The sequence below is a fragment of the Novosphingobium sp. BL-S-24 genome (assembly GCF_055521575.1).
In genome coordinates, this window is sequence record NZ_CM145488.1 from 1,363,161 (window position 1) to 1,384,028 (window position 20,868).

The 20,868-nt window shown below is 63.6% G+C and carries 20 protein-coding genes; 14 read left to right on the forward strand and 6 right to left on the reverse strand.

Annotated elements, in window-relative coordinates:
- Positions 1 to 2: 2 nt before the first annotated feature.
- Positions 3 to 2,444, reverse strand: a complete 2,442-nt coding sequence (locus ACZ1JM_RS11755) for a putative bifunctional diguanylate cyclase/phosphodiesterase (protein ID WP_465134983.1) — start codon at positions 2,442 to 2,444, stop codon at positions 3 to 5.
- A gap of 260 nt (positions 2,445 to 2,704) precedes the next feature.
- On the opposite strand from ACZ1JM_RS11755, the gene ACZ1JM_RS11760 reads away from it, so the two are divergent.
- From ACZ1JM_RS11760 to ACZ1JM_RS11780, 5 genes are all read left to right on the forward strand, one after another.
- Positions 2,705 to 5,251 carry an HWE histidine kinase domain-containing protein gene (locus ACZ1JM_RS11760; RefSeq protein ID WP_465134984.1) on the forward strand — a complete coding sequence of 849 codons (2,547 nt, stop codon included), beginning with the start codon at positions 2,705 to 2,707 and terminating at the stop codon, positions 5,249 to 5,251.
- 103 nt (positions 5,252 to 5,354) lie between these two features.
- On the forward strand, positions 5,355 to 6,842 hold the full coding sequence (locus ACZ1JM_RS11765) for a helicase HerA domain-containing protein (RefSeq protein WP_465134985.1): 1,488 nt from the start codon (positions 5,355 to 5,357) through the stop codon (positions 6,840 to 6,842).
- Positions 6,843 to 6,928: 86 nt separating this feature from the next.
- Complete coding sequence (locus ACZ1JM_RS11770) at positions 6,929 to 7,114, forward strand: DUF4169 family protein (protein WP_465132591.1); 186 nt, start codon at positions 6,929 to 6,931, stop codon at positions 7,112 to 7,114.
- Positions 7,114 to 7,317: a hypothetical protein gene (locus ACZ1JM_RS11775; RefSeq protein WP_465132592.1), complete on the forward strand. Its 204-nt coding sequence runs from the start codon at positions 7,114 to 7,116 to the stop codon at positions 7,315 to 7,317. The genes ACZ1JM_RS11770 and ACZ1JM_RS11775 overlap by 1 nt, the downstream gene beginning before the upstream one ends.
- A gap of 121 nt (positions 7,318 to 7,438) precedes the next feature.
- Positions 7,439 to 8,563 (forward strand): acyltransferase family protein, encoded by a 1,125-nt coding sequence (locus ACZ1JM_RS11780; RefSeq protein ID WP_465132593.1) that lies wholly within the window; start codon positions 7,439 to 7,441, stop codon positions 8,561 to 8,563.
- Positions 8,564 to 8,578: 15 nt separating this feature from the next.
- Here the strand turns inward: ACZ1JM_RS11780 and ACZ1JM_RS11785 are convergent, their stop codons facing one another.
- Together ACZ1JM_RS11785 and ACZ1JM_RS11790 are read right to left on the reverse strand one after the other, a co-directional pair.
- A complete protein-coding gene (locus tag ACZ1JM_RS11785; RefSeq protein ID WP_465132594.1) occupies positions 8,579 to 9,076 on the reverse strand; it encodes a hypothetical protein in 498 nt (165 codons plus the stop codon).
- A gap of 108 nt (positions 9,077 to 9,184) precedes the next feature.
- On the reverse strand, positions 9,185 to 10,228 hold the full coding sequence (locus tag ACZ1JM_RS11790) for a L,D-transpeptidase family protein (protein ID WP_465132595.1): 1,044 nt from the start codon (positions 10,226 to 10,228) through the stop codon (positions 9,185 to 9,187).
- A gap of 172 nt (positions 10,229 to 10,400) precedes the next feature.
- On the opposite strand from ACZ1JM_RS11790, the gene bioF reads away from it, so the two are divergent.
- The 5 genes from bioF to ACZ1JM_RS11815 are packed head-to-tail and all read left to right on the forward strand — an operon-like array spanning position 10,401 to position 14,855.
- Positions 10,401 to 11,576 carry an 8-amino-7-oxononanoate synthase gene (bioF, locus tag ACZ1JM_RS11795; protein ID WP_465132596.1) on the forward strand — a complete coding sequence of 392 codons (1,176 nt, stop codon included), beginning with the start codon at positions 10,401 to 10,403 and terminating at the stop codon, positions 11,574 to 11,576.
- Positions 11,573 to 12,190 carry an alpha/beta fold hydrolase gene (locus tag ACZ1JM_RS11800; RefSeq protein ID WP_465132597.1) on the forward strand — a complete coding sequence of 206 codons (618 nt, stop codon included), beginning with the start codon at positions 11,573 to 11,575 and terminating at the stop codon, positions 12,188 to 12,190. The genes bioF and ACZ1JM_RS11800 overlap by 4 nt, the downstream gene beginning before the upstream one ends.
- The gene (locus ACZ1JM_RS11805) at positions 12,187 to 12,948 is read left to right on the forward strand and encodes a methyltransferase domain-containing protein (protein WP_465132598.1); all 762 of its coding nucleotides are present in this window, start codon (positions 12,187 to 12,189) and stop codon (positions 12,946 to 12,948) included. The genes ACZ1JM_RS11800 and ACZ1JM_RS11805 overlap by 4 nt, the downstream gene beginning before the upstream one ends.
- A 6-nt stretch (positions 12,949 to 12,954) precedes the next feature.
- Positions 12,955 to 13,590 (forward strand): dethiobiotin synthase, encoded by a 636-nt coding sequence (bioD, locus tag ACZ1JM_RS11810; RefSeq protein ID WP_465132599.1) that lies wholly within the window; start codon positions 12,955 to 12,957, stop codon positions 13,588 to 13,590.
- Positions 13,587 to 14,855 (forward strand): adenosylmethionine--8-amino-7-oxononanoate transaminase, encoded by a 1,269-nt coding sequence (locus tag ACZ1JM_RS11815; RefSeq protein ID WP_465132600.1) that lies wholly within the window; start codon positions 13,587 to 13,589, stop codon positions 14,853 to 14,855. The genes bioD and ACZ1JM_RS11815 overlap by 4 nt, the downstream gene beginning before the upstream one ends.
- 27 nt (positions 14,856 to 14,882) lie before the next feature.
- On the opposite strand, the gene map is transcribed toward ACZ1JM_RS11815, so the two are convergent.
- From map to ACZ1JM_RS11830, 3 genes are all read right to left on the reverse strand, one after another.
- Positions 14,883 to 15,713, reverse strand: a complete 831-nt coding sequence (map, locus tag ACZ1JM_RS11820) for a type I methionyl aminopeptidase (protein ID WP_465132601.1) — start codon at positions 15,711 to 15,713, stop codon at positions 14,883 to 14,885.
- 115 nt (positions 15,714 to 15,828) lie between these two features.
- A complete protein-coding gene (locus tag ACZ1JM_RS11825) occupies positions 15,829 to 16,467 on the reverse strand; it encodes a hypothetical protein (RefSeq protein ID WP_465132602.1) in 639 nt (212 codons plus the stop codon).
- 72 nt (positions 16,468 to 16,539) lie between these two features.
- Positions 16,540 to 17,367: a DUF4163 domain-containing protein gene (locus ACZ1JM_RS11830; protein ID WP_465132603.1), complete on the reverse strand. Its 828-nt coding sequence runs from the start codon at positions 17,365 to 17,367 to the stop codon at positions 16,540 to 16,542.
- Positions 17,368 to 17,416: 49 nt separating this feature from the next.
- Between ACZ1JM_RS11830 and ACZ1JM_RS11835 the strand changes: the two genes are divergently transcribed.
- The 4 genes from ACZ1JM_RS11835 to ACZ1JM_RS11850 all read left to right on the forward strand — a co-directional run bounded on the left by ACZ1JM_RS11835 (position 17,417) and on the right by ACZ1JM_RS11850 (position 20,766).
- Positions 17,417 to 18,811, forward strand: a complete 1,395-nt coding sequence (locus ACZ1JM_RS11835; RefSeq protein WP_465132604.1) for a leucyl aminopeptidase family protein — start codon at positions 17,417 to 17,419, stop codon at positions 18,809 to 18,811.
- A 117-nt stretch (positions 18,812 to 18,928) separates the two neighbouring features.
- Entirely contained in the window at positions 18,929 to 19,243 is a 315-nt protein-coding gene (locus tag ACZ1JM_RS11840; protein WP_465132605.1) for an SH3 domain-containing protein, read from the forward strand.
- A complete protein-coding gene (gene argC / locus ACZ1JM_RS11845) occupies positions 19,243 to 20,166 on the forward strand; it encodes an N-acetyl-gamma-glutamyl-phosphate reductase (RefSeq protein WP_465132606.1) in 924 nt (307 codons plus the stop codon). Before ACZ1JM_RS11840 ends, argC begins: the two co-directional genes overlap by 1 nt.
- Positions 20,167 to 20,427: 261 nt before the next feature.
- The gene (locus ACZ1JM_RS11850; RefSeq protein ID WP_007685114.1) at positions 20,428 to 20,766 is read left to right on the forward strand and encodes a P-II family nitrogen regulator; all 339 of its coding nucleotides are present in this window, start codon (positions 20,428 to 20,430) and stop codon (positions 20,764 to 20,766) included.
- Positions 20,767 to 20,868 lie beyond the last annotated feature (102 nt).

Sequence of the window (20,868 nt, forward strand, 5' to 3'; positions counted from 1 at the left end):
ATTCATGCTGCGTGAGGTGCCTGCAATCTGGTCGCCAACGTTTCGATCGCCACTGGTCTGGCGAAAAGGTATCCTTGACCTAGATGGCAGCCCATTTCGACCAGCCGCTTGCGCTGGGCCTGTGTCTCGACGCCCTCCGCCACCACCTGCTTGCGAAGACCATGCCCCAAGCCGACGATAGCGCGGATGATCTCTTCGCTCTGCCCACCGTCGTCGAAGAGGCTGAGCGTGAACGACTTGTCGATCTTGAGAATGTCGAAAGGCAGCAATTTCAGGTGGATGAGAGAGGCATAGCCGGTTCCAAAATCATCGAGAGCCACCGTCACGCCCGCATCATGCAGAACGCCGAGAGCCTTGGCTGTCACATCGATTGACCGGTCCAGCACGAAGTCTTCGGTCACCTCGATGCATAGCCGATCAGGAGAAATGCCCTCGTCGCGAATTCGATCGAGCATTCGGGCGGCCGCATGTGGACCATCAAGCTGTGCAGCGATGAGATTAACCGATATTCGGGGAAGAATTTCAGGATGATCGCGCAAGGCAGTCAATGCCAGATCCAGCACATGCTGCTGCACTGACAGACCGGTGCGGCGGTCGTTGAGCATTGCACCAAAAATGGCGGGGGTCATCGTGCCATGCACCGGATGCCGCCAACGCAGTAGCGCCTCGTATGATCCGGTGAGGCCGGTCTGGAGATCGACAATAGGTTGATAATGAAGCGAAAATTCGCCCCTCTCGATGCTGTTGGAGGCCTCCTCACCGAATACTCGCTGGCGATCGATTTGGGCGCGCAAAGGCGGCTCATACCGCAGCATGCGCCGTCTCCCGGTCTGCTTCGCTTGATAGAGCGCCAGGTCCGCATTCTTTACCAGCACGTCGGCATCCCCGGCATCTTCGGGGAAACGCGCAAGGCCGATGCTCAGGGAAAGCGACCAGGAACGGCCAGCGTGATGCAATTGCGTGCCCTGCAATGCCTCAAGTGCCTGCTCTATGGATTGCTGGGAGGCCCGTCCACCGGGCAGCAGGATGGCAAATTCATCGCCGCCGATACGGGACACATGACCGTGATCTGCCGCTTTCAGCAATCCCTTGCCAACACTGGCCAGGATGAAATCACCGCCATCATGGCCCAGCCGATCATTGACTTCCTTAAGGTAATCTACGTCGATCAGCAGAAGCGTGAAGGGTTCTGCCGCATCGCACATCTTTCGCAGCGTTGCCTGAAAATGGGCTCGGTTACCAAGGCCAGTCAGAAAGTCCGTATGGGCGGCGCGGCGGAATGTCTCGCTTTCCGCTTGCATGACCTTACGTGACTGTTCAGCCAGATCGCGCTCCTTGCCCAGTCGGCGAAAGCGGTCGGCGCTCCCCAGCGAGAATGCGACGGCCTCGAATGCCAAGGCCGCGAACGTCGCCATGTCGATGGTATCATCTTGAATTAACAGGCCAAAATTCCGGCCGAGACGTAAACTGAATACGACCAGAACAGGCGTCCATCCCGTGAGGTAAAACGCAACTACTCGGCTGCGCTTGCGGATCGCAATCACGACACCGCATCCGACGCATAGGGCGTTGGCAACGAAGATAAGGTTCAGCACTCTATCCAGTATGCCGGGGTCACCGAACCAGCGGCCAACCACAAGCCCGCCGAAAATAACGGAAATTGTCGCCAGCGCCTTGCTTGCGCGGACGAGCCAGCGCGGCAGTATGCCGTCTTCAATCAGAGCCAGAAAGAAGATGTTTGCAGCGGCAACCAGCGCCGAAATAAGCAGGTAATCCGCCGAAACCGCCAGAGGTCCGGCAAACCCCGGAATGACGAATGCCAGCGCGTTGGTCCAGGATAAACCATAGGCGAGGGCGAGGCCGGACCAGATGAGATACCAGCGCTGAAAAACCAGCCTCTGTCCGGTGTGGATCAGCAGATTGTAGGCGAAAGCAGACAGGATCGCACCGGCAAAAACGCCCATCAGCGCCAGCCATATCTGGTCCTGCCGATTGGCATCTGCTGGGGCCTGCGCCGAAATCTTGCGCATCGTTGCCAGACTGTCGAGCCGTTCGAACCCGATGTAGATCGCTTGAATTTCCTGGCCCGGTCGCGCGACGGTGAAGCGCAAAACGCCCCCCGGCGCCCAGTTTTTCCCAATGTTTTCAGGCGTCACACTGAACGACTGTACGCTGCCATCTGCCGCGACGACCTGAATGTTCAAGCGATCGAAACGCGCCTGATCAACCAGCAATTGCCAGTCATCGGGCATCGCTTTCAACGAGCCGATGTCGCGCACTTTAAGCCACACCCAGCCCTCGCTATACTCATCATATCGAGGGATCCGACTGCACTGGAATGGCAGGTTTTGGACGGCATCGGCTGGCAAGGCGGCTGGTGCAGTGGCGTGACATACGCTCGGCCGTAGAACGACGGTGGCCGCCTTCGCGGGGGCAGCCCACATGTGGGCACATAATAGCCCAAACAGCATTGAAAAGATTACACGAATAGGCATCCCAGCCCCCACAGCTGCCCTGACCCTACTACGCGACATTACTATAATTAGTTAACATTTCCGCGCAAAAACCCACCCTCCGAAGTCGGAAACTTACCCGCGAAATTAACGGCACCTATAATGACATGAGAACCACCTAAAACGGAACCAAGGCGACAGCGGGGGTTTGCACTTGATCGAGCCCCGGCTGCGCTGGCACAAGGACTTATGTGAGCGATTTCAATCTTTCGAACTGCGATCGAGAACCGATACATTTGCTCGGCTCCATCCAGCCGGTCGGCTTTCTGATTGCGGTGAGCACGGACTGGATCGTGGCGCGCACGTCTGCCAACGTATCGTCGTTCCTACCGTTCGAGCCGGACCTGATGATCGGCAATCCGCTCGCCGATTTCCTGCCGCCCAAACTGATGCACGATCTGCGCAACCGCATGGCCTACCTTGTCGCGCCCGACACGGTGGAGCGCCTGTTCGGTTGCCTGGTCAATGACCACGACGAGCCATTCGATTTCGCCATCCATATGTCGGGTGGCCAGATCGTGATCGAGGCGGAACCCGGCACGTTGGACCATGGGGACGCCAGCAACGCCGTCCGTTCGATGATGGCGCGTCTGGACAATCAGCCCGACATGGCCGCCTTCTATCGCGAAGGCGCGCGCCAGGTTCGCGCCCTGCTGGGATACGACCGGGTCATGGTCTACCAGTTCTCGCCGGGCGGAGCGGGCGAGGTCGTGGCTGAGGCCGCAAAATCCGGCATCGGATCGTTCAAGGGGCTGCACTACCCCGCTACCGACATTCCCCAGCAGGCCCGCGCGCTCTACAAGCGCAACCTCCTGCGCGTGATCCATGACGTGGATGCGCGCGCCGTCGGCATCACACCGGAACTGGACGAGCATCGCCGACCGCTCGATCTCTCGCTGTCGGTGCTGCGCTCGGTGTCACCGATCCACCTTGAGTATCTGAAGAACATGGGCGTGCGCGCCTCGCTCTCCATCTCGATCATCGTCGATGACGAGCTGTGGGGCCTGTTCGCCTGCCATCACTATTCGCCCCGCTCCCCCACGTTCGAGCGGCGATCGGTCACCGAACTGTTTGCGCAAATGTTTTCCATGCGCCTCGAAAGCCGCGAACGCCGGGCGCTGATCGAATACGAGCGCCGCGCCCGCGACATCTCCGACCAATTGCTCGGCGCCGTCGCTTCCGACGAAACACTGCTCAACGATCCCGACTGGCTGGCCGACATTCTGACCAGCACGATCCCCGCCGACGGCGTTGGCGTGTGGGTCAACGGCAACTACGCGTTTTCCGGCGTGACCCCGCCCACGGACGATTTTCGCCGCATCGTGCGCGCCCTCAACGGCACGGCGGCGGGCAAGGTCTTCGCCACCGATCACATCGGTTCCCTGATCGACCGCGCGGCCCCTTTCGCCAAAGAGGCGTCTGGGCTGCTCGCCATCCCGATTTCCCGATCCCCGCGCGATTACGTCGTCCTGTTCCGATCCGAACTGCGCGAATCGGTGCGGTGGGCGGGCGATCCGCACAAGCCGGTGGAATATGGCCCCAACGGACCCCGGCTTACCCCGCGAGAGAGTTTTGCCGAGTGGCTGGAGACGGTGGAAGGCCGGTCGCGCCCCTTCACTCCGTCGGAGATTCGCGTCGCCGAAACGCTGCGCGCGACCCTGATCGAAGTGGTCCTGCGCCTGGCCGACGAAGCCGCCGCCCAGCGGCACCAGACCAACGCCCGGCAGGAACTGCTGATTGCGGAGCTGAATCACCGGGTTCGCAACATCCTTGGCGTCATTCGCGGTCTGATCCGCCAGTCTCAGCCTGACGAGGAGGCGGTTCGCGAATTCGTGAAAGTGGTGGACGGGCGCATTCATTCGCTTGCCCGCGCGCACAACCAGATCACCGACGATCACTGGGGTCCTGCTCCTTTTCAGGCCCTGATCGAGGCGGAAACGGCGGCCTTCGCGGCGAACAAGGAAAGCGCGATTTCGTCTGAAGGGCCGCCGGTCCTGCTCAATCCGCAGGCCTATTCGACAATGGCTCTCGTCGTTCACGAACTGGTGACCAACTCCACCAAGTACGGCAGCCTTTCGGGTGAGGGAGAAGTTCATATCTCCTGGCACCGCAACAATGTCGAAGACCTTGTGATCGACTGGGAGGAAAGCGGCGGCCCCACGGTGCAGCCTCCCAGCCGCAAGGGTTTCGGCACCACGATCGTCGAACGCTCGGTGCCATACGATCTTGGCGGGTCGGCGGAGATTTACTACGAACCGGCTGGCGTGCGGGCGCAGTTCCGCATCCCGGCCCGCCACGTTTCAGAGCGGCGGAACTTCAAGGGGCCGGAAATCACCCTGCCTCACGCGAAGAACCCTCATCACGCGCCGGTCCGGCCGGACCTGCTGGACGGCCAGACCGTGCTGCTGGTGGAAGACAGCCTGATCATCGCGCTGGATGCCGAGGATATTCTCACCCGCTTCGGCGCCACGCTGAACACGGCATCGACCACCGAAGCCGCTCACGATCTGCTGGACGAAGGCGCACCGGATTTCGCGATCCTCGACATCAATCTAGGCGATCAGACCAGCTTCGGCATTGCCGATCGCCTGCGCGACATGGGCGTGCCGTTCTTCTTCGCGTCCGGGTATGGCGAGCAGGCGAAGCTGCCCGACGAGCACCGGGCGCGCGTGGTCGTGCAAAAGCCCTACACAACGCACAATCTGGCGCGAGCGGCCGAGGAACTGCTGGGCCTGTAGGCGGCCGTGCTGGCTTGGCGGGGCGTGCCACCGGTCGATGATCTCTGGATAAAGGGACCTGGGCACCTTGCGCCTTTACCCTGCGCTTTGGCAGGAGCACGCCGTGAGCGCGAACATCATCATTGGCCAGACGCCGCAGGGCCAGCCGATCGAAATCGACATCAAGGAACTCCTTGCCACCCGCCTGCTGGTGCAGGGCAATTCCGGGTCGGGAAAATCGCATCTGCTGCGCCGCATCCTTGAAGAAAGCGCCACCATCGTCCAGCAGGTGGTCATCGATCCCGAAGGCGATTTCGTGTCGCTGGCAGAGGAATTCGGCCACGTCGTGATCGACGGGTCCGCCTATGGAGAGGCGGAAATCGCCCGCCTCGCCGCGCGCATCCGCCAGCATCGCGCATCGGTGGTGCTGGCGCTGGACGAGCTGGAAATAGACCAGCAGATGAAATGCGCCGCGCAGTTCCTCAACGCCCTGTTCGATGCGCCGCGTGAACAATGGTATCCGGCGCTGGTGGTGGTCGACGAAGCGCAGATGTTCGCGCCCGCCGCCGCCGGCGAAGTATCGGAAGAGGCACGTCGAGTCAGTCTGGCGGCGATGACCAACCTGATGTGCCGGGGTCGCAAGCGCGGTCTTGCAGGGGTGATCGCCACGCAGCGGCTGGCCAAGCTGGCCAAGAACGTCGCGGCGGAAGCGAGCAACTTCCTGATGGGGCGCACGTTCCTCGACATCGATATGATTCGCGCCGCCGATCTGCTGGGCATGGAGCGGCGGCAGGCCGAGCAGATCCGCGATCTGGCGCGCGGTCAGTTTCTGGGCCTTGGCCCGGCGATCTCGCGCCGTCCGGTGCCCGTGAACGTGGGGTCGGTGCGGACGGGGGCCAAGTCGGTCACGCCCGGTCTTGCGCCCCTGCCCACCGCGACCACCGCTGAACTGCGCGAACTGCTTCACGAAAACCTGCACGTCGAGCCCGAACGCGCGGAGTTCCACCGCCCCGCCCCGAAGACCGAGGATGCGGAGACGCTCGCTCGCCGGATCGCCGCGAACGAGCTGCTGGAGCCGACGAGCGCACAAGCGCGCGAGCGGGAGCGCGAACGCCAGCGCGCCGAACCGGAGGCGGAAGAAAGCCGCGCCGCGATGATCGAGATCATGAACGCGATGGCGCAGGAAGAGGACTGCACGTTCCAGTCATCCACCACGCTGTTCCAGGATTTCACGATCCGCTGCCGGATGAAAGGCATCTCCGTTCGCGGCCTGGATGCGACGATGTTCCGCCGGGGCTTCGCCGCCGCGCTGGCGGGGATCGCTGATCCGGACGACGAGCGGTGGAGCGACCTCATCAACTTGTCCAAGCATGTGCCAGACGATGCGCTGGCCACGTTCTACGTCATCGCCCGCGCCGCGCTGGACGGGAAGCCGTGCCCGGACGACATGGATTTGGCGCGCATCTATGGCACCAGCAGTCCGCGCCGAGTGCAGCGCCTGCTCGATTACCTGGAGAAGGACGGCCTCATCGTGGTGCGCACCGATTTTTCGGGCAAGCGATCGGTCGGCCTGCCCGATCTGGGCGTCACGACCGCTCCGGTGGAAGCCTGATCGCGCTTTCGGCCCAGAAAGGTTGAAAACGGAGCTAGTTGCTCCGGCCCTTTTCCGATCCATCAAAGCGCGGTAGAACGCGGCCCATGGCAGACATCATCAACCTGCGGCAGGCGCGCAAGGCCAAGGCGCGATCGGCGGACCAGGCCACTGCCGACCAGAACCGCGCGCGCCATGGCCAAACCAAGGCGCAGCGCAACGCCACTGCCGCTGATCGTGACAGGATCGAGCGCACGCTCGACGGTGCGCGACGTGATCGGGACCAAACCTGATGCGCTCCACCTACGAAGAAGCGTCGGTCCGCCTCTACCATCTGGACGGCGGGACCGAAGGTGGAGCGGCCAATACCCTGTTCTACGGCCCGCTGTCCGAAGCGATGCGGATCGCGGATCGTCAACCCGAAGACGTGCAGGACGGCCTGTTCATCGCCACCGACAACGACGTGGTGGCCTATCTCGACCTGCTGGGCGAATAGCCCCCCCCCACAAGACTGCTCCACGCCGGACCTAAGCGTCCCCCGCCCTAGGTGAGGGCATGCTACTCGCTGCCGACGGCGATGCATTGCGATCCGCTTTGCCGTCCGCCCAGGAAGCGCCATGAAACGCGGCATCAGCCAGACCACGTCGAACACCATCGCCATAGCCCGCGTGCTCTGCATCCTTTGCGTGATGTACGTTCATGTGCCGCCTTATAATGCGGAGGTGCCGCAAGCGCTGTTCAGCACCGATGCGGCGATCCGGGTGGTCCGGGAAATGCTGGGCCGCTCCAGCGTACCGCTCCTCAGCATCGTGTCGGGCTATCTGGTGGCGCGCACCGCCTTGGGGGGACCCTTCCGCGCGACGCTGGGCAAGAAAGTGATGACGCTGCTGGTCCCGCTGGTCCTGTGGAACCTGATCGCGCTGGGAAAGGACGCAGTTCTGTCGCTGGGAGCCGACCTGCCCGATCCCGCGATGCTCCCCCGCCTGATTCTGGCCGTGGACGCCCGCCCCCGGCTGACGCCGCTCTATTTCCTGCGCGACATTTTCCTGTGCAGCCTGGCCGTGCCGATCCTTGTCGCCGGATTGCGCTCGATTCCGTATCTGCTGATGGCTGCGCTGCTGATCAACATGCTGTGGAACCTCGACGGCGAAATCGTCCTGTCGAGCAGCATACCCTTGTTCTATACGCTCGGACTGGGACTAGGTCTGGGGCGCTGGCAGGTTCCGGCGATCCTGATCCGGCGGCCCCGTCCGATGCTGGCGATAGGCGCGCTGACGCTGTTGGCCCTTGCATTGGCGCCCCTGATGTTTCCGAACCACGCATTCGTCTGGACCACCCGGCCCTTGGCCTCATCCTTGCTCATTCTGCAGCGATCAGCGGGGGCGGTTACGTTCTGGCTGATCGCCAACGCCATTGCCCGTCATCCGTGGTCATCGACGGTGTTTCGCAGGCTTGAGCAGGGGATCTTCTTCGTGTTCTGCTGCCATCCGCTGGTGATCGGCCTGCTGTGGCTGCTGTTCCGCCCGGTCACAGCGCAGGGCGGTGACGGCGCGGTGCTGGCGGCCTTCCTGATCACCCCGTTCATCGTCCTCGCCGTTGCGATCGCGGCCATCGGCGCGATGCGAAAGATCATGCCACGCGTGCTGCAAGTGCTGATGGCTGGCCGGATCATCAGCGATCGGCAGATGGAGGGACTGGCACGCCCCTTCCCTCCCCTGCTCAATCGACCGGCAAAAGTCTGAGCCGAAGGGGGCGGTTCAGAACTTCGCCTGCAACCCCGCCGCCAGATAATGGTCGCCGATGTTGCCCTTCACGCTGACGAACGGCGCAAGCGGCATCGCCACGGTGCCGTAGGCGCGCAGGTCATTACCGATGAACCGCGCGCCCGCGCCGACGGTAAAGGACAGCGGCAGAGTATAGGTGGCCTCGACCTTCCCGAACAGCTTGGTGCCGGAGTTATCGCACCGCCCGCCGGAAACCTGTTCGTTGTCAGAACGGCGGAAGCACTGCGAATTGTCTTCGTAATAGCCGTCATGGTCGCGCTTGTGGAAGAACGCGCCGACCCCCGGCGTGATCGCAAAGCCGCCATCCTGGATCACCGGCACGCCGACCGCCACTTCGCCGCCCCACGACCCTTCGGACCGAGCCACGTTGGCCTCTGCGGTGACGGTAGCCGCCATGGCAGGCTGGGCCATCGCCAGCGCGCCGATGCCGCCCAGCAACCCTGCCTGGGCAAGACGATGTGCAATCTTCATGGTGTTATCCCTTGAACCTTCAGAACCCCGACGGGCTAGGTTCATGGCGCTGCAGGAACAAGGGCCGCAGGATCGGCCCGTCCTGAAACGGACGCGCCCTGCCGTTCGTCACGCTTCGAAGACGACTTCGGTTCCGGTATGGACCATCTGGGCAAGGCGGGCCGCATCCCAGTTGGTCAGCCGCACACAGCCATGGCTTTCGGCGCGACCGATCGTTGCCGGTTCGGGGGTGCCGTGGATACCGTAGTGATCCTTGGACAGGTCGATCCACACCACGCCGACGGGGCCATTTGGACCGGGAGCCAGCTTCTTCGCCTTGTCATTGGGATTGGCGTCCCAGAACAGATCCGGGTCGTACTGGTAATCGGGATTGCGTGACTTGCCCTTGATCTTCCAGGTGCCGAGCGGCAGCGGATCTCGTTCGCTTCCGGTGGTGACGGGAAATTGCGCGATCAGCTTGTCCTGCTTGTCATAGACCCGCAGCGTGCCTTCCGATTTGTCGACCACGATGCGCTCTGCATCGGGTTGCTCGGCCGCTACGCCGAGCTTCTGCAACGTCTGCGCCCAGCCGCGTTCGTCGCCTTCGATCGTTGCCAGCGGCACGTTGGCGATTGCCGGGACACGGATGGTCCGCCCCCCGGCCAGCATCGTGTTCGGCCCGTTGAGGGCGACCAGCGTATCGGGGGTGGTATGGAAGCGCTCGGCCAGCGCTTCGGTCATCGAGCGATAGCCAAGGAAATCATACCCGGCCTGCTGTGAGGTACGGCTGGGCAGATCGCGAACGAAGGGGCCTTTGGCAAAAGCTGCGGGTATCACGACGTGGCGAGTGGCCGCCGTGCCATTTGCCGGAAACAGCGCCTGTTGCGTCGCCGGATCGAGCGTGCCGGTTTCCGGCAGGCCGCGCGCCTGCTGGAAACCGGCAAGCGCCAGTTTGTAGGATTGGCCTTCCTTGCCATCGATCACGCCCGGAGAGAACGCCGCCTGATCCAGCGCGACCTGAGCACGCATGATCAGGCTGTCCGCCGCCTCGGTTTCGCCGCCGCCGGGGGCGTCTGCAAACGCCAGGGTGTCGCCCGCGACTGCTTTTTCCGCGACGTCCTTGGGCGCAGGAGCCGGCTGGTCGTCGCGCGATCCGCATGCAGCGACGGTCATCAGGAAGGGGAGGCAAAGGGCAATGCGTTTCAAAGGGCACCCGACTTTCTTGTTATCGTAAGAGAACAACGCCCGGTCGCGCTTAAAGGTCCTGCGCCCGATGTTCACACCCTGATCGGCCGCTGCGTTCCGGCCATTGTGCCCGGGCGCGCCATGCCATACCGCACGCGCGATGAGTAGGCTCGATTCCCTTCTTGCAACGGCGTTGTCCCGGATCGAGGGCGCGGGCCAGCGCCGCATTCTGCGGCCCAGCGCCCTGTTGCCCGGCGGACTGGTGGAACGCGACGGTCGAGAGTTACTCGATTTTTCGAGCAACGATTATCTCGGCCTGGCGCGCCATCCGTTGCTGACGGAGCGAGCAGGCGCATGGGCCGCGCGGTACGGGGCCGGATCAGGCTCGTCGCGGCTGGTGACGGGTACCAGTGGGGCGCATCTTGCGCTCGAGGCGCGCATTGCCGAATTCAAGCACTGCGAGGCGGCGCTGATCTTTGCCAGCGGGTGGCAGGCGAACGCTGCCGTGATCCCCGCCCTGCTGGCCGCTATGCCCGGTGCCGCCCTGTTCACCGACCGCCTGATCCACGCCAGCATGCACGCAGGTATCGCCATGTCCGGTGTCCGCCAGCACCGGTTCCGTCATAACGACCTGGACCATCTGGAGGGACTGCTGGCAGCGAAAGGGGCGGACGCCCCGGCCCGCCTAATCCTGACCGAAAGCGTCTTTTCGATGGACGGCGACCGCGTCGACATGGAGCGGCTGGCGGCGATCGCCGAACGTCACGACGCAGCTCTCTTCGTGGACGAGGCCCACGCGACGGGCGTTCTCGGCGCCGAAGGTCGCGGCTTGACGGCGTTGACGCCCGGCCGCGTCGATCTGGTCATGGGCACGTTCAGCAAGGCGCTCGGCGGCTTCGGCGCGTATGTCGCGGGATCGCGGGTGCTGATCGATTACCTGACGAACGCGGCCAGCGGCTTCATCTTCACCACCGCGCCGCCGCCCGCCGTTCTCGGCGCCATCGACGCGGCGCTGGACCTCGTGCCCACGATGGAAGCGGAGCGCGCGCATCTGGCCGCATTGGGCGATCACCTGCGGGCGGGGCTGTCACGGCTCGGCATCGATCACGGGGCGTCTTCAACGCAGATCGTGCCCGCCATCATCGGGGCGGAACAGGACGCGATGGCGTTATCATCAGCGCTGGAAACCCACGGCTTCCTCGCTTCCGCCATCCGTCCGCCAACGGTTCCGCCGGGAACCAGCCGGCTGCGGCTGGCCTTGCGTGCCGGGCATTCGCGGGACGATATTGACCGGTTGCTGGCCATGATCGCGGCGATCGGACGCGCTGGCGCATGAAGCTGCTGTTCGCGCACGGCTGGGGGTTCGATCGTCATTTCTGGCAGCCGCTGGCCGCGCTGCTGAGCGAATGGCCGCAAGTGATCGACGATCGCGGCTACTTCGGCCCGCCCGCCTCCCCCATCGTGGAGGGACCATGCGTGGCCGTCACCCATTCCTTCGGGACCATGCGGGTCCTGGCGGCGCCCCCGGCCGGGCTGGTGGGCATCGTGGCGATCAACGGCTTCGACCGCTTTGTGGCCAACGAAGGCAAGCCCGGTGTGCCGCAGCGCGTGCTCGACCGGATGGTGCTCCGCTTCGAAACGCAGCCCGAAAAGGTGCTGTCGGACTTCCGGCGCCTGTGCGGTTGCGAGGAACCGTTCCGCACCATCGACGCCGCTCCGCTCAAGTCCGACCTCCTGCGTCTGCGCGCGACCGATCTTTCCCCCACCAGCGTTCCGATCGTCACCCTGCACGGCGGGCGTGATCCGCTGCTGCCCACCGACATGCGGGCTGCCACTCTTCCCCGCGCCGACCGCATCGAGCTGCCCGACTGCGGCCACCTGCTCCCGGTCGAGAACCCGCACGCCTGTGCCGCTGCGGTTCGCGACATGATGGCGGCACTCTCCCGATGAACCAGCGCGACCGCGTCCGGCGGGCCTTCGCGACCGCGCCCGACTACGATGGCCATGCCCGCATCCAGCGCGAGGTTGCGGCAATGCTGGCCCAACGCATCGCCGCGCTCGATCTGCCTGCGATGCCGCGCGTTCTGGAGATCGGCTGCGGGACGGGGTTTCTCACCACCTCACTGATCGAGGCCGGCATTGATGGGGATTGGCTCATCACCGATATCGCCCCCGAAATGGTGGATCGCTGCCGCACGCGGCTAGAGGGTCTCAGGCAGGGCCGGAACACCACCTTCGCCGTTCTGGACGGGGAACGCGGCGTGCCGGAAGGTGGACCGTTCGATCTGATTGGCTCAAGCCTTGCCGTGCAGTGGTTCGACGATGCTCCCGCCGCTCTTGCCCGCATGGCGCGATGGCTGGCACCTGGCGGCCATCTGGTCGTCACCACGCTGGCGCCCGGCAGCTTCTCGCAATGGCGGGCAGCGCATGAGGCGGAAGGCATCGTGCCCGGCACCCCCCGGTTTGCCCCTGTGGCGGCGTTCGAAACGCTCGCGCCCCAATCGCTGACGGTCGAGGATCATGTCGAGCGGCATGCCGATCCGCGCGCGTTCGTTCGTGCCCTCAAGGCGATAGGAGCAGGCACATCGCACCCCGGCCACCGTCCGCTGTCACCCGGTCAGATGCGCCGGGTCATGGATCGTTTTGCCCAAAGCGGATGCGAAGTCACGTACCGGGTGGTGACCTGCCACCTGCGCCGCGCTAGGTGACGGCGCATGACATCGCCGCGCTCCATCATCGTCACCGGAACCGACACCGGCATTGGCAAGACCGTATTCGCCGCCGGGCTGGTGGGGGCGCTGCAAGGCCATTATTGGAAGCCGGTGCAGGCCGGGATCGATGATGACGGGACCGACGCGCAGCGCGTCGCTTTCCTCTCCGGCCTGACCTCCTCGCGCATTTTGCCTGAGGCGTATCGGCTTGCCACGCCCTGCTCCCCACATCGCGCGGCGGAGCTGGATAACGTCGCGATCGACCCGGCACGGCTGGCGCTGCCGACGATCGACGGGCCGCTGGTGGTCGAAGGTGCAGGCGGCGTGCTGGTGCCGATTTCCCGGTCTGAGACCTACGCCGATCAGTTCGCACGGTGGTCCGCGCCGGTAGTGCTGGTTGCGCGAACCCAGCTTGGGACCATCAACCACACGCTGCTGTCGATCGAGGCGCTGCGGGCGCGCTCCGTCCCGATCATCGGCGTGGCATTCGTGGGGGACGAGGTGGAAGATAGCGAAGCCACGATCTGCGCGATGGGCGGCGTCCAGCGATTGGGCCGCTTGCCCCGCCTTGATCCGCTGACGCCCGACACGCTGCGCAACGCGTTCGCCGCTGCGTTCCGGCTGGAGGATTTTGCGTGACCCTGCCCCCTGCCGCATCGCCGATCTGGCACCCCTTCACCCAGCATGGTCTGGGAGAACCGATCCCGCTCGTCACCCATGCCCAGGGCGCGCTGCTGCATACGGCGGACGGGCGACGGGTCATCGATGCCATATCGTCGTGGTGGGTCACCACGCACGGCCACTGCCACCCGCGCATCATGGACGCCATTGCCGGGCAGACGCGGCACCTCGATCAGATCATCTTTGCGGGATGGACGCATGAACCGGCGGAACGGGTCGCCGCCGGGCTGACGGCCATCATGCCGCCGGAACTGACGCGGGTGTTCTTTTCCGATTCCGGCTCCACCAGCATCGAAGTCGCGCTGAAAATGGCGCTGGGATACTGGCATGCCCGCGGGGAGCAGCGGCACCGCATCATCGTGATGGAGCATTCCTACCACGGGGACACCATCGGCGCGATGTCGGTCGGCGCGCGCGGCGTGTTCAATCAGGCGTATGAGCCGCTGCTGTTCGATGTGGGGCGCATCCCTTTCCCAGCTGCCGGGGCGGAACAGGAGACGCTCGACGCGCTCGACGCCCTGTGTCGGCAAAGCGACACCGCCGCGCTGATCGTCGAGCCGCTGGTGCTCGGCGCAGGCGGCATGCTGATGTACGGGGCGACCACATTGAAAGCGATGCGCGACATCTGCGCGCGGCACGGCGTCCTGTTCATTGCTGACGAGGTGATGACCGGATGGGGCCGCACCGGCACCCTGCTGGCGTGCGAGCAGGCCGGGATTGTCCCGGATATCCTGTGCCTGTCCAAAGGGCTGACCGGCGGCGCGATGCCGCTGGCGGTGACGATGGCCACCGAACCGATATTCGCCGCGCACTGGTCCAGCGACCGGGCGCGCATGTTCTTCCACTCGTCCAGCTACACCGCCAATCCGGTGGCCTGCGCGGCGGCGGCGGCAAATCTGGACATCTGGCGCGAGGAGCCGGTCATGGAATGCGTGGCCGACCTTGCATCACGACAGGCGGCGTGGCTGGAAAAACTCGCCCGCTTCTGCCATTTCGACAACCCGCGCGCGATGGGCACGATCGCCGCCATCGATCTCAAGACCCTGGGCAGCGGGGGCTACATGGACAACCTTGCGCCGGAGTTGATGGCCTTCTTCCGCGAGCGCGACATCCTGCTGCGCCCGCTGGGCAACACCGTTTATGTAATGCCGCCCTATTGCATCACGGACGATCAGCTGGACGAGATATGGAATGCCATCGGCGAGGCGGTGATCTCTTTCTGAAGATCCGGCGCTCGCCCCGATGGAGCCTCAGACGTAAGGCGGCTTGTGCAGGCCCTTGGGGCTGGTGGTGAAGATCTCGCACCCATCCTCGGTGATGCCGATGGAGTGTTCGAACTGTGCCGACAGGGACTTATCGCGCGTTACTGCCGTCCAGCCATCGGCCAGCATCTTCACCGGCGGCTTGCCAAGGTTGATCATCGGCTCGATCGTCATGAACATACCCGGCTTCAGCAATGGACCGGTGCCCGGACGCCCGGCGTGCACCACTTCGGGAGCGTCGTGGAACAGGCGGCCCAGGCCATGCCCGCAGAATTCGCGGACAACGCCGTAGCGGTTCGCCTCTGCATATTCCTGGATCGCCGCGCCAATGTCGCCCACCCGGTTACCCGGCTTGGCCTGCGCGATGCCGATCATCAGGCATTCGTAGGTCACTTCCACCAGGCGGCGAGCCTTCAGCGGCACATCGCCGACCAGATACATGCGGCTGGAATCACCGTGCCAGCCGTCCAGCAGCGGCGTCACATCGATATTGACGATGTCCCCGTCCTTGAGCGTCTTTTCCGATGGAATGCCGTGGCACACCACATGGTTGATCGAAATGCAGCACGAATGCGCATAGCCACGATAACCAAGCGTCGCCGGAACCGCCTCGCCATCCAGCGTCAACTCACGAACCTTGTCGTCAATCGCCGCCGTGGTGACGCCCGGCTGCACCATCGGCGCAATCTCATCAAGGATGCGCGCCGCCAGCTGCCCGGCACGCCGCATACCTTCAAAACCATCCGGGCCATGCAGCTTGATAGTGCCATCGCGCAGCAGCGTTTCCTGCCCGGGTTCAACGATCTGGTATTCTGTCATGGTGCCAACATAGCGCATTGAATCACGAATTGCGAGATCGGGACGGACGCCGTCTTGGTCGTGCGGACAGACTGAGGGGTTAAGTGGGGTCGCAAGAATTGGTGAGAAGCGTACCCTAAGTGAAGGAGCAGCGATAATAATCACCCCAGAGATGGCTACAATCTACCAAGTCGCCGTCAAAAAGCTTGGTTACTCTGTCTGGGGCAAGGAATTTCCCGGTTACAGGGTTGAAGCCATCTGCAAGCATCACATCACCTGTCGGGTCGTAAATGATGCCTGACCAGTTATCGAGGAAGCCTGCGGGATTGAAAGCCACCCGAACCGGCGGTCCGACATCCACCGAGTAAGTGACGCCGTCGTCAACTGCATACCAAGCCGCTTTTTTGCGAACTTTCACGCTTGCAACTATTTGCTCGTAATGGCTGTAGTTCAAGAATAAACGTGACATAGTGCCCAAATACTGACCGGAAAATAACGATGGCCATAATAAAACTATAGTACACAGGAGAAGTACCGGCGTCGCAAAAATCACAACCACCCTGCCCCCTAATACTTCTATTTCTTTTGAAAATGTAATACCGCGTACGAACCAGATAATTGATCCGAATATGAGGGTCAACGGAAGTAGCGGTATTGCGAAAAGGAATAGAATAAAACCCAAAGCTTCCTGCCAAGCGCTAACAAAACTAACGCTGAACGGCAGACTGGCTAGCAGACCAAAGAACCTTAAGGCACGCTTGAGGAAGTCACTCACGCGCAGGGATTGCCTGCAATTACAAAGGTCCGCAATACGGCGGAACCCGGCGATTGGATTTGCCCTCGCCACCTATGGCTGGGTGCTGAACGCCGTGCGATACTGCGGTTTCAGCGCCGCCATCACTCGGCCCGTTACCGGCAGGGTCACTTCATAGCTGCCTTCCGCGTAGGGCCCAGCTTCATACGGGGCGACGAGGATGCCGATGCGGTCGAATGTGCGCCCGTTCGTCGATCCCAGGATCAATGTCTGCGCGGCAGGGTCGATGCATTCCGTGAACATCTGGCCGCTTCCCGGTTGCACCGGTGCGCCGCGCTTCTTGGCCCGCTCCCGGTCCAGCGCGGCGCAGAAGGGCTGCTGGATCGCCGTGCGCAGCGCCGCTGCCCCGGTGAACATGTCCATCGGCTTGCGAGCGGTATCGGCGCGCCGGTCCCAGACCAGCGAATCGCTGGTGGTCATGCCGTGCGCCCCGCCGGAAAATTCGTAGAACTGGGATGAGAGGGACAGCCAGTCAGGCAGATCGGCAACAACCTTCCATTCCGTCTGGCGGGCGTAGGCGTGATAGGGAAAATCGCTTTTCTTCGCTTCTTCCTGCCCGCTGCGGGCCGACGAGACCAAGTCGGCCTTCGCCGCGTTCAAACGGCGGTCGAGCATGGTCTTCAAGGCCGGGATGGCCGCTGCGGCGTCGGGGTAGGAATAGGCGAACTGGTAGAGGTCGTTCTCGTCCTTTTCCGAACGACCCTGCGCGGGCGGAGCGACCTCGGTGGGTGCTTCGGAAGGTACGTCGTCTGCTTCCTCTACCGCCACCGCGCTTTGCACCGGCTGCGGTGTCGGGTCGTCCGAACTGCCGCATCCCGCCAGCGTCATCGCCAGAACTGCAACCCAACCGCCGTACCGCATTAAAATTCCTCTCGCACTCAGGCTCATGGGAAGGCTAGAGATTCGCGGCATGAGCGACAAGAACGCATTGATCCAGCCCGATCGTGGCCAAAAGGCCATTTCCCTCCACCTGATCAGCAAAGGTGACGCGGGTGACGGGCTTGAGAAATTCCTCAAGGGACTGAACGCCTCCCAGCGCGCCGCCCTTACCGCGCAGCGCTTTACCGGCGATGCCGGTCAGCTGGCGATCATTGCCGATGGCGATGAATGGAGCGCGGCGGCGGGCGTGTCTGACATCGCGTCCTTATCGACCTGGTGCCTCGCCAAAGTCGCCGAGGGCCTCCCGCCCGGCACATATCGCTGTGTAGGCGGCGAGCCCGGCCCCGCCCTACTGGGCTGGATCCTGGGCCAGTACAGCTTCGATCGCTACAAGTCGGATGCCTCCGACACCGGACCCCGCGTGCTCCTGACCACCGAGGCAAAAGCCATCGACGTCATCTGCGCGGAAGCAGAAGCGGTGATGCTGGTGCGCGATCTGGTCAATACGCCTGCCGAAGACATGGGGCCTGCCCAGCTGGAAGCCGAAGCGGAAAGCCTGCACACGGCGTTCCGCGCCGACATCCGCGTGACCCGTGCCGACATGCTGGAAAGCGAATTTCCCATGGTCCACGCCGTGGGCCGGGCGGCGGGCCGCTCCCACGCGCCGCGCATGATCGAACTGGAATGGGGTGACCCCAAGCATCCGCGCATCGCCATCGTCGGCAAAGGCGTCTGCTTTGATTCGGGTGGCCTCGACATCAAGCCCGGGTCCGGGATGCTGCTTATGAAAAAGGACATGGGCGGCGCCGCTCATGCCCTGGCCCTGGGTCGCCTGATCATGAGCCAAGGGCTGAAAGTGCGCCTGCACCTGCTGATCCCGGCAGTCGAAAATGCCATCGCGGGCAATGCCTTTCGCCCCGGCGACGTGCTGCGCAGCCGAGCGGGCATTTCGGTGGAAATCGGCAATACCGACGCGGAAGGCCGCCTCATCCTGGGCGATGCGCTGACCCGCGCGGGCGAGAACGATCCCGAACTCGTCATCGATTTCGCAACCCTCACCGGTGCGGCGCGCGTGGCGGTGGGGCCGGACCTTCCCGCTCTGTTCGCCCGGACCGACGCCACCGCCGAGGCGCTGCTCGCCGCCGGATTGGCGGTGGACGATCCGTGCTGGCGCCTGCCGCTCTACGAAGGGTATCGCGAATATCTGAAGTCCGACATCGCAGACATCAACAACGCCGGTTCCAGCGGATTTGCTGGCGCGAGCACCGCCGCGCTGTTCCTCGACCGGTTCGTGCCCAAGGGACTGGACTGGGCGCATTTCGATACGTTCGCCTGGCGGCCAGCCGGCAAGCCCGGACGCCCCAAGGGCGGCGACGCTTTGGGACTGCGCGCGGCCTGGCATATGCTCAAGGCCCGCTATGCCTGAACTTGCGATCCCATCGTGACTCCGCTAGGCGCGCGCATCTTTGCCTTTGGAGACGTACCGACGTTGAGCCTCGTGGATTCGTATACTCGCCCTTCCCGGACCGAAGGCATGCTTGCCATGACCGGGCCGAGCGTGCGCGCGGATCCTGGATGCCTGCCGGTCCGTGGTGACCTGGCTCACATCAAGTTGGCCGGCCTCTATTTCGTGCCGCACTACGCCGCGCCGATGCCGCGCCTGGTGCGTGGTAACGCGGTCCTGCGCGCCAATGGTCGCGACGATGCGCCCGCCATTCAGGACCTGCCCGCCAACGCCGTGTTCAACGTGCTCGACATTTCGGGCCAATGGGCCTGGGGCCAGCTGGAAGAGGACGGCCCGGTGGGGTATGTCGCCCTGTCCCAACTGACTGCCGCCGATACCGAGGGGCAAGCCTGATGACCCAATCTGTATTCATCGATGGTGCCGCCGGGACGACCGGCCTGGAAATCGCCGAGCGTCTTGCCGATCGCAGCGAATTCGATCTCGTGATCCTGAGCGATGATCGCCGCAAGGACGACGCCGCTCGTGCCGAAGCGCTGAATGACGCCGATTTCGTGATCCTGTGCTTGCCGGACGACGCTGCAAAGTCCGCGGTCGGTATGATCCGCAGCGAGAAGACCCGCGTGATCGACGCATCGTCCGCCTTTCGCACCGCGGCTGACTGGACCTATGGCTTCCCCGAAGTGATCGGCCATGATGCCGTCGCGTCGGCCAAACGGGTCAGCAATCCTGGCTGCTACCCCAGCGGCTTCATCGCGCTGCTGGCACCGCTCGTGCGCGCAGGCCTGCTGCCGGCCGATTGGCCTTATGTCTGCCATGCCGTCTCCGGCTATTCCGGCGGCGGCAAGGCCCTGATCGCCCGTTACGAGGAAGACGCGGACATCGCCTTCCGCGCTTATGGGCTGGCGCTGGGCCACAAGCACGTCCCCGAAATGCAGGTTCACGTCGGCCTCGCGCACGCGCCGATCTTTGCGCCCGCCGTCGTGCCTGCGCATCGCGGCATGCTGGTGGAAGTGCCGCTGCACCTTTCCATGATGCCCGCCGCCGGACGCCCCGACGACCTGCGCGCCGCTCTGAACGATTTTTATGCCGGCAGCACGATCGTAAAGGTCATCGACGACCAGCCCGATGAATTGCTGCTGCGCGCATCGATGGAACCCACCGATACGCTGACGCTGCGCGTCATGGCCGCGAAGGACGGCAGCCAGGCGCGCCTCGTCGCCATGCTCGACAACCTCGGCAAGGGTGCGAGCGGCGCTGCGGTGCAGAACCTCAACATTATGGCCGGGGTCGAAGAAACCGCAGGATTGCGTCTTTAAGGCTGCTGCACATTTTTCAGGCAGTGGTTGCCTGAAGTTTGAACAAAACTTGCTTACCGTTTGACTAACGCTTTGCAACGGCCCGTCGCGACACGGTGAATTGGCGCGATTCCGGTCTTTCCGCAGGCGCGTGGTTGGCCTAGGACACCGCCAATCGCATTGGCACGATTCTTGATGGAATTCGCGCGCGAGGCATTCGGTTCCCGGACTGGACGTCTCTTCGACAAGCAGTCCGGGTTAGATGCAGGGGTTCAGTCAGGCGTGAAGAAGATCGAAGCCATCATCAAGCCGTTCAAGCTGGACGAAGTGAAGGAAGCCCTTCACGAAGTTGGCGTGTCCGGGATCACCGTCACGGAAGCGAAAGGCTTCGGCCGCCAGAAGGGCCACACCGAACTCTATCGCGGCGCCGAGTATGTCGTCGATTTCCTGCCCAAGGTGAAACTTGAGGTGGTGGTGCCCGATGCCTTGGCCGACCGCGTCGTGGAAGCGATCGCCGACGCCGCGCAGACCGGCCGGATCGGCGATGGCAAGATCTTCGTCGTGCCCGTGGAAACCGCAGTGCGGATTCGCACTGGCGAACGGGACGACGACGCACTCTGAACCCTGATAGCAACCAGGCCGAACCAATTTCGACCGGTAATTCCTGATCAATCACCCTTTATCCTCTTTCGGGATCGGAAGAGTTACGCTGGAGAACCAAGA

Excerpts from the sequence above, each read along its gene's own strand:
- ACZ1JM_RS11805 (WP_465132598.1), top strand. The coding sequence starts at position 12,187 with ATGAACCAGCGCGACCGCGTCCGGCGGGCCTTCGCGACCGCGCCCGAC.
- bioF (WP_465132596.1), top strand. The coding sequence starts at position 10,401 with ATGAGTAGGCTCGATTCCCTTCTTGCAACGGCGTTGTCCCGGATCGAG.
- argC (WP_465132606.1), top strand. The coding sequence starts at position 19,243 with ATGACCCAATCTGTATTCATCGATGGTGCCGCCGGGACGACCGGCCTG.
- ACZ1JM_RS11830 (WP_465132603.1), bottom strand. The coding sequence starts at position 17,367 with ATGCGGTACGGCGGTTGGGTTGCAGTTCTGGCGATGACGCTGGCGGGA.
- ACZ1JM_RS11775 (WP_465132592.1), top strand. The coding sequence starts at position 7,114 with ATGCGCTCCACCTACGAAGAAGCGTCGGTCCGCCTCTACCATCTGGAC.
- bioD (WP_465132599.1), top strand. The coding sequence starts at position 12,955 with ATGACATCGCCGCGCTCCATCATCGTCACCGGAACCGACACCGGCATT.
- ACZ1JM_RS11790 (WP_465132595.1), bottom strand. The coding sequence starts at position 10,228 with ATGACCGTCGCTGCATGCGGATCGCGCGACGACCAGCCGGCTCCTGCG.
- ACZ1JM_RS11835 (WP_465132604.1), top strand. The coding sequence starts at position 17,417 with ATGAGCGACAAGAACGCATTGATCCAGCCCGATCGTGGCCAAAAGGCC.
- ACZ1JM_RS11780 (WP_465132593.1), top strand. The coding sequence starts at position 7,439 with ATGAAACGCGGCATCAGCCAGACCACGTCGAACACCATCGCCATAGCC.
- ACZ1JM_RS11800 (WP_465132597.1), top strand. The coding sequence starts at position 11,573 with ATGAAGCTGCTGTTCGCGCACGGCTGGGGGTTCGATCGTCATTTCTGG.
- map (WP_465132601.1), bottom strand. The coding sequence starts at position 15,713 with ATGACAGAATACCAGATCGTTGAACCCGGGCAGGAAACGCTGCTGCGC.
- ACZ1JM_RS11840 (WP_465132605.1), top strand. The coding sequence starts at position 18,929 with ATGACCGGGCCGAGCGTGCGCGCGGATCCTGGATGCCTGCCGGTCCGT.
- ACZ1JM_RS11755 (WP_465134983.1), bottom strand. The coding sequence starts at position 2,444 with ATGTGGGCTGCCCCCGCGAAGGCGGCCACCGTCGTTCTACGGCCGAGC.
- ACZ1JM_RS11785 (WP_465132594.1), bottom strand. The coding sequence starts at position 9,076 with ATGAAGATTGCACATCGTCTTGCCCAGGCAGGGTTGCTGGGCGGCATC.
- ACZ1JM_RS11770 (WP_465132591.1), top strand. The coding sequence starts at position 6,929 with ATGGCAGACATCATCAACCTGCGGCAGGCGCGCAAGGCCAAGGCGCGA.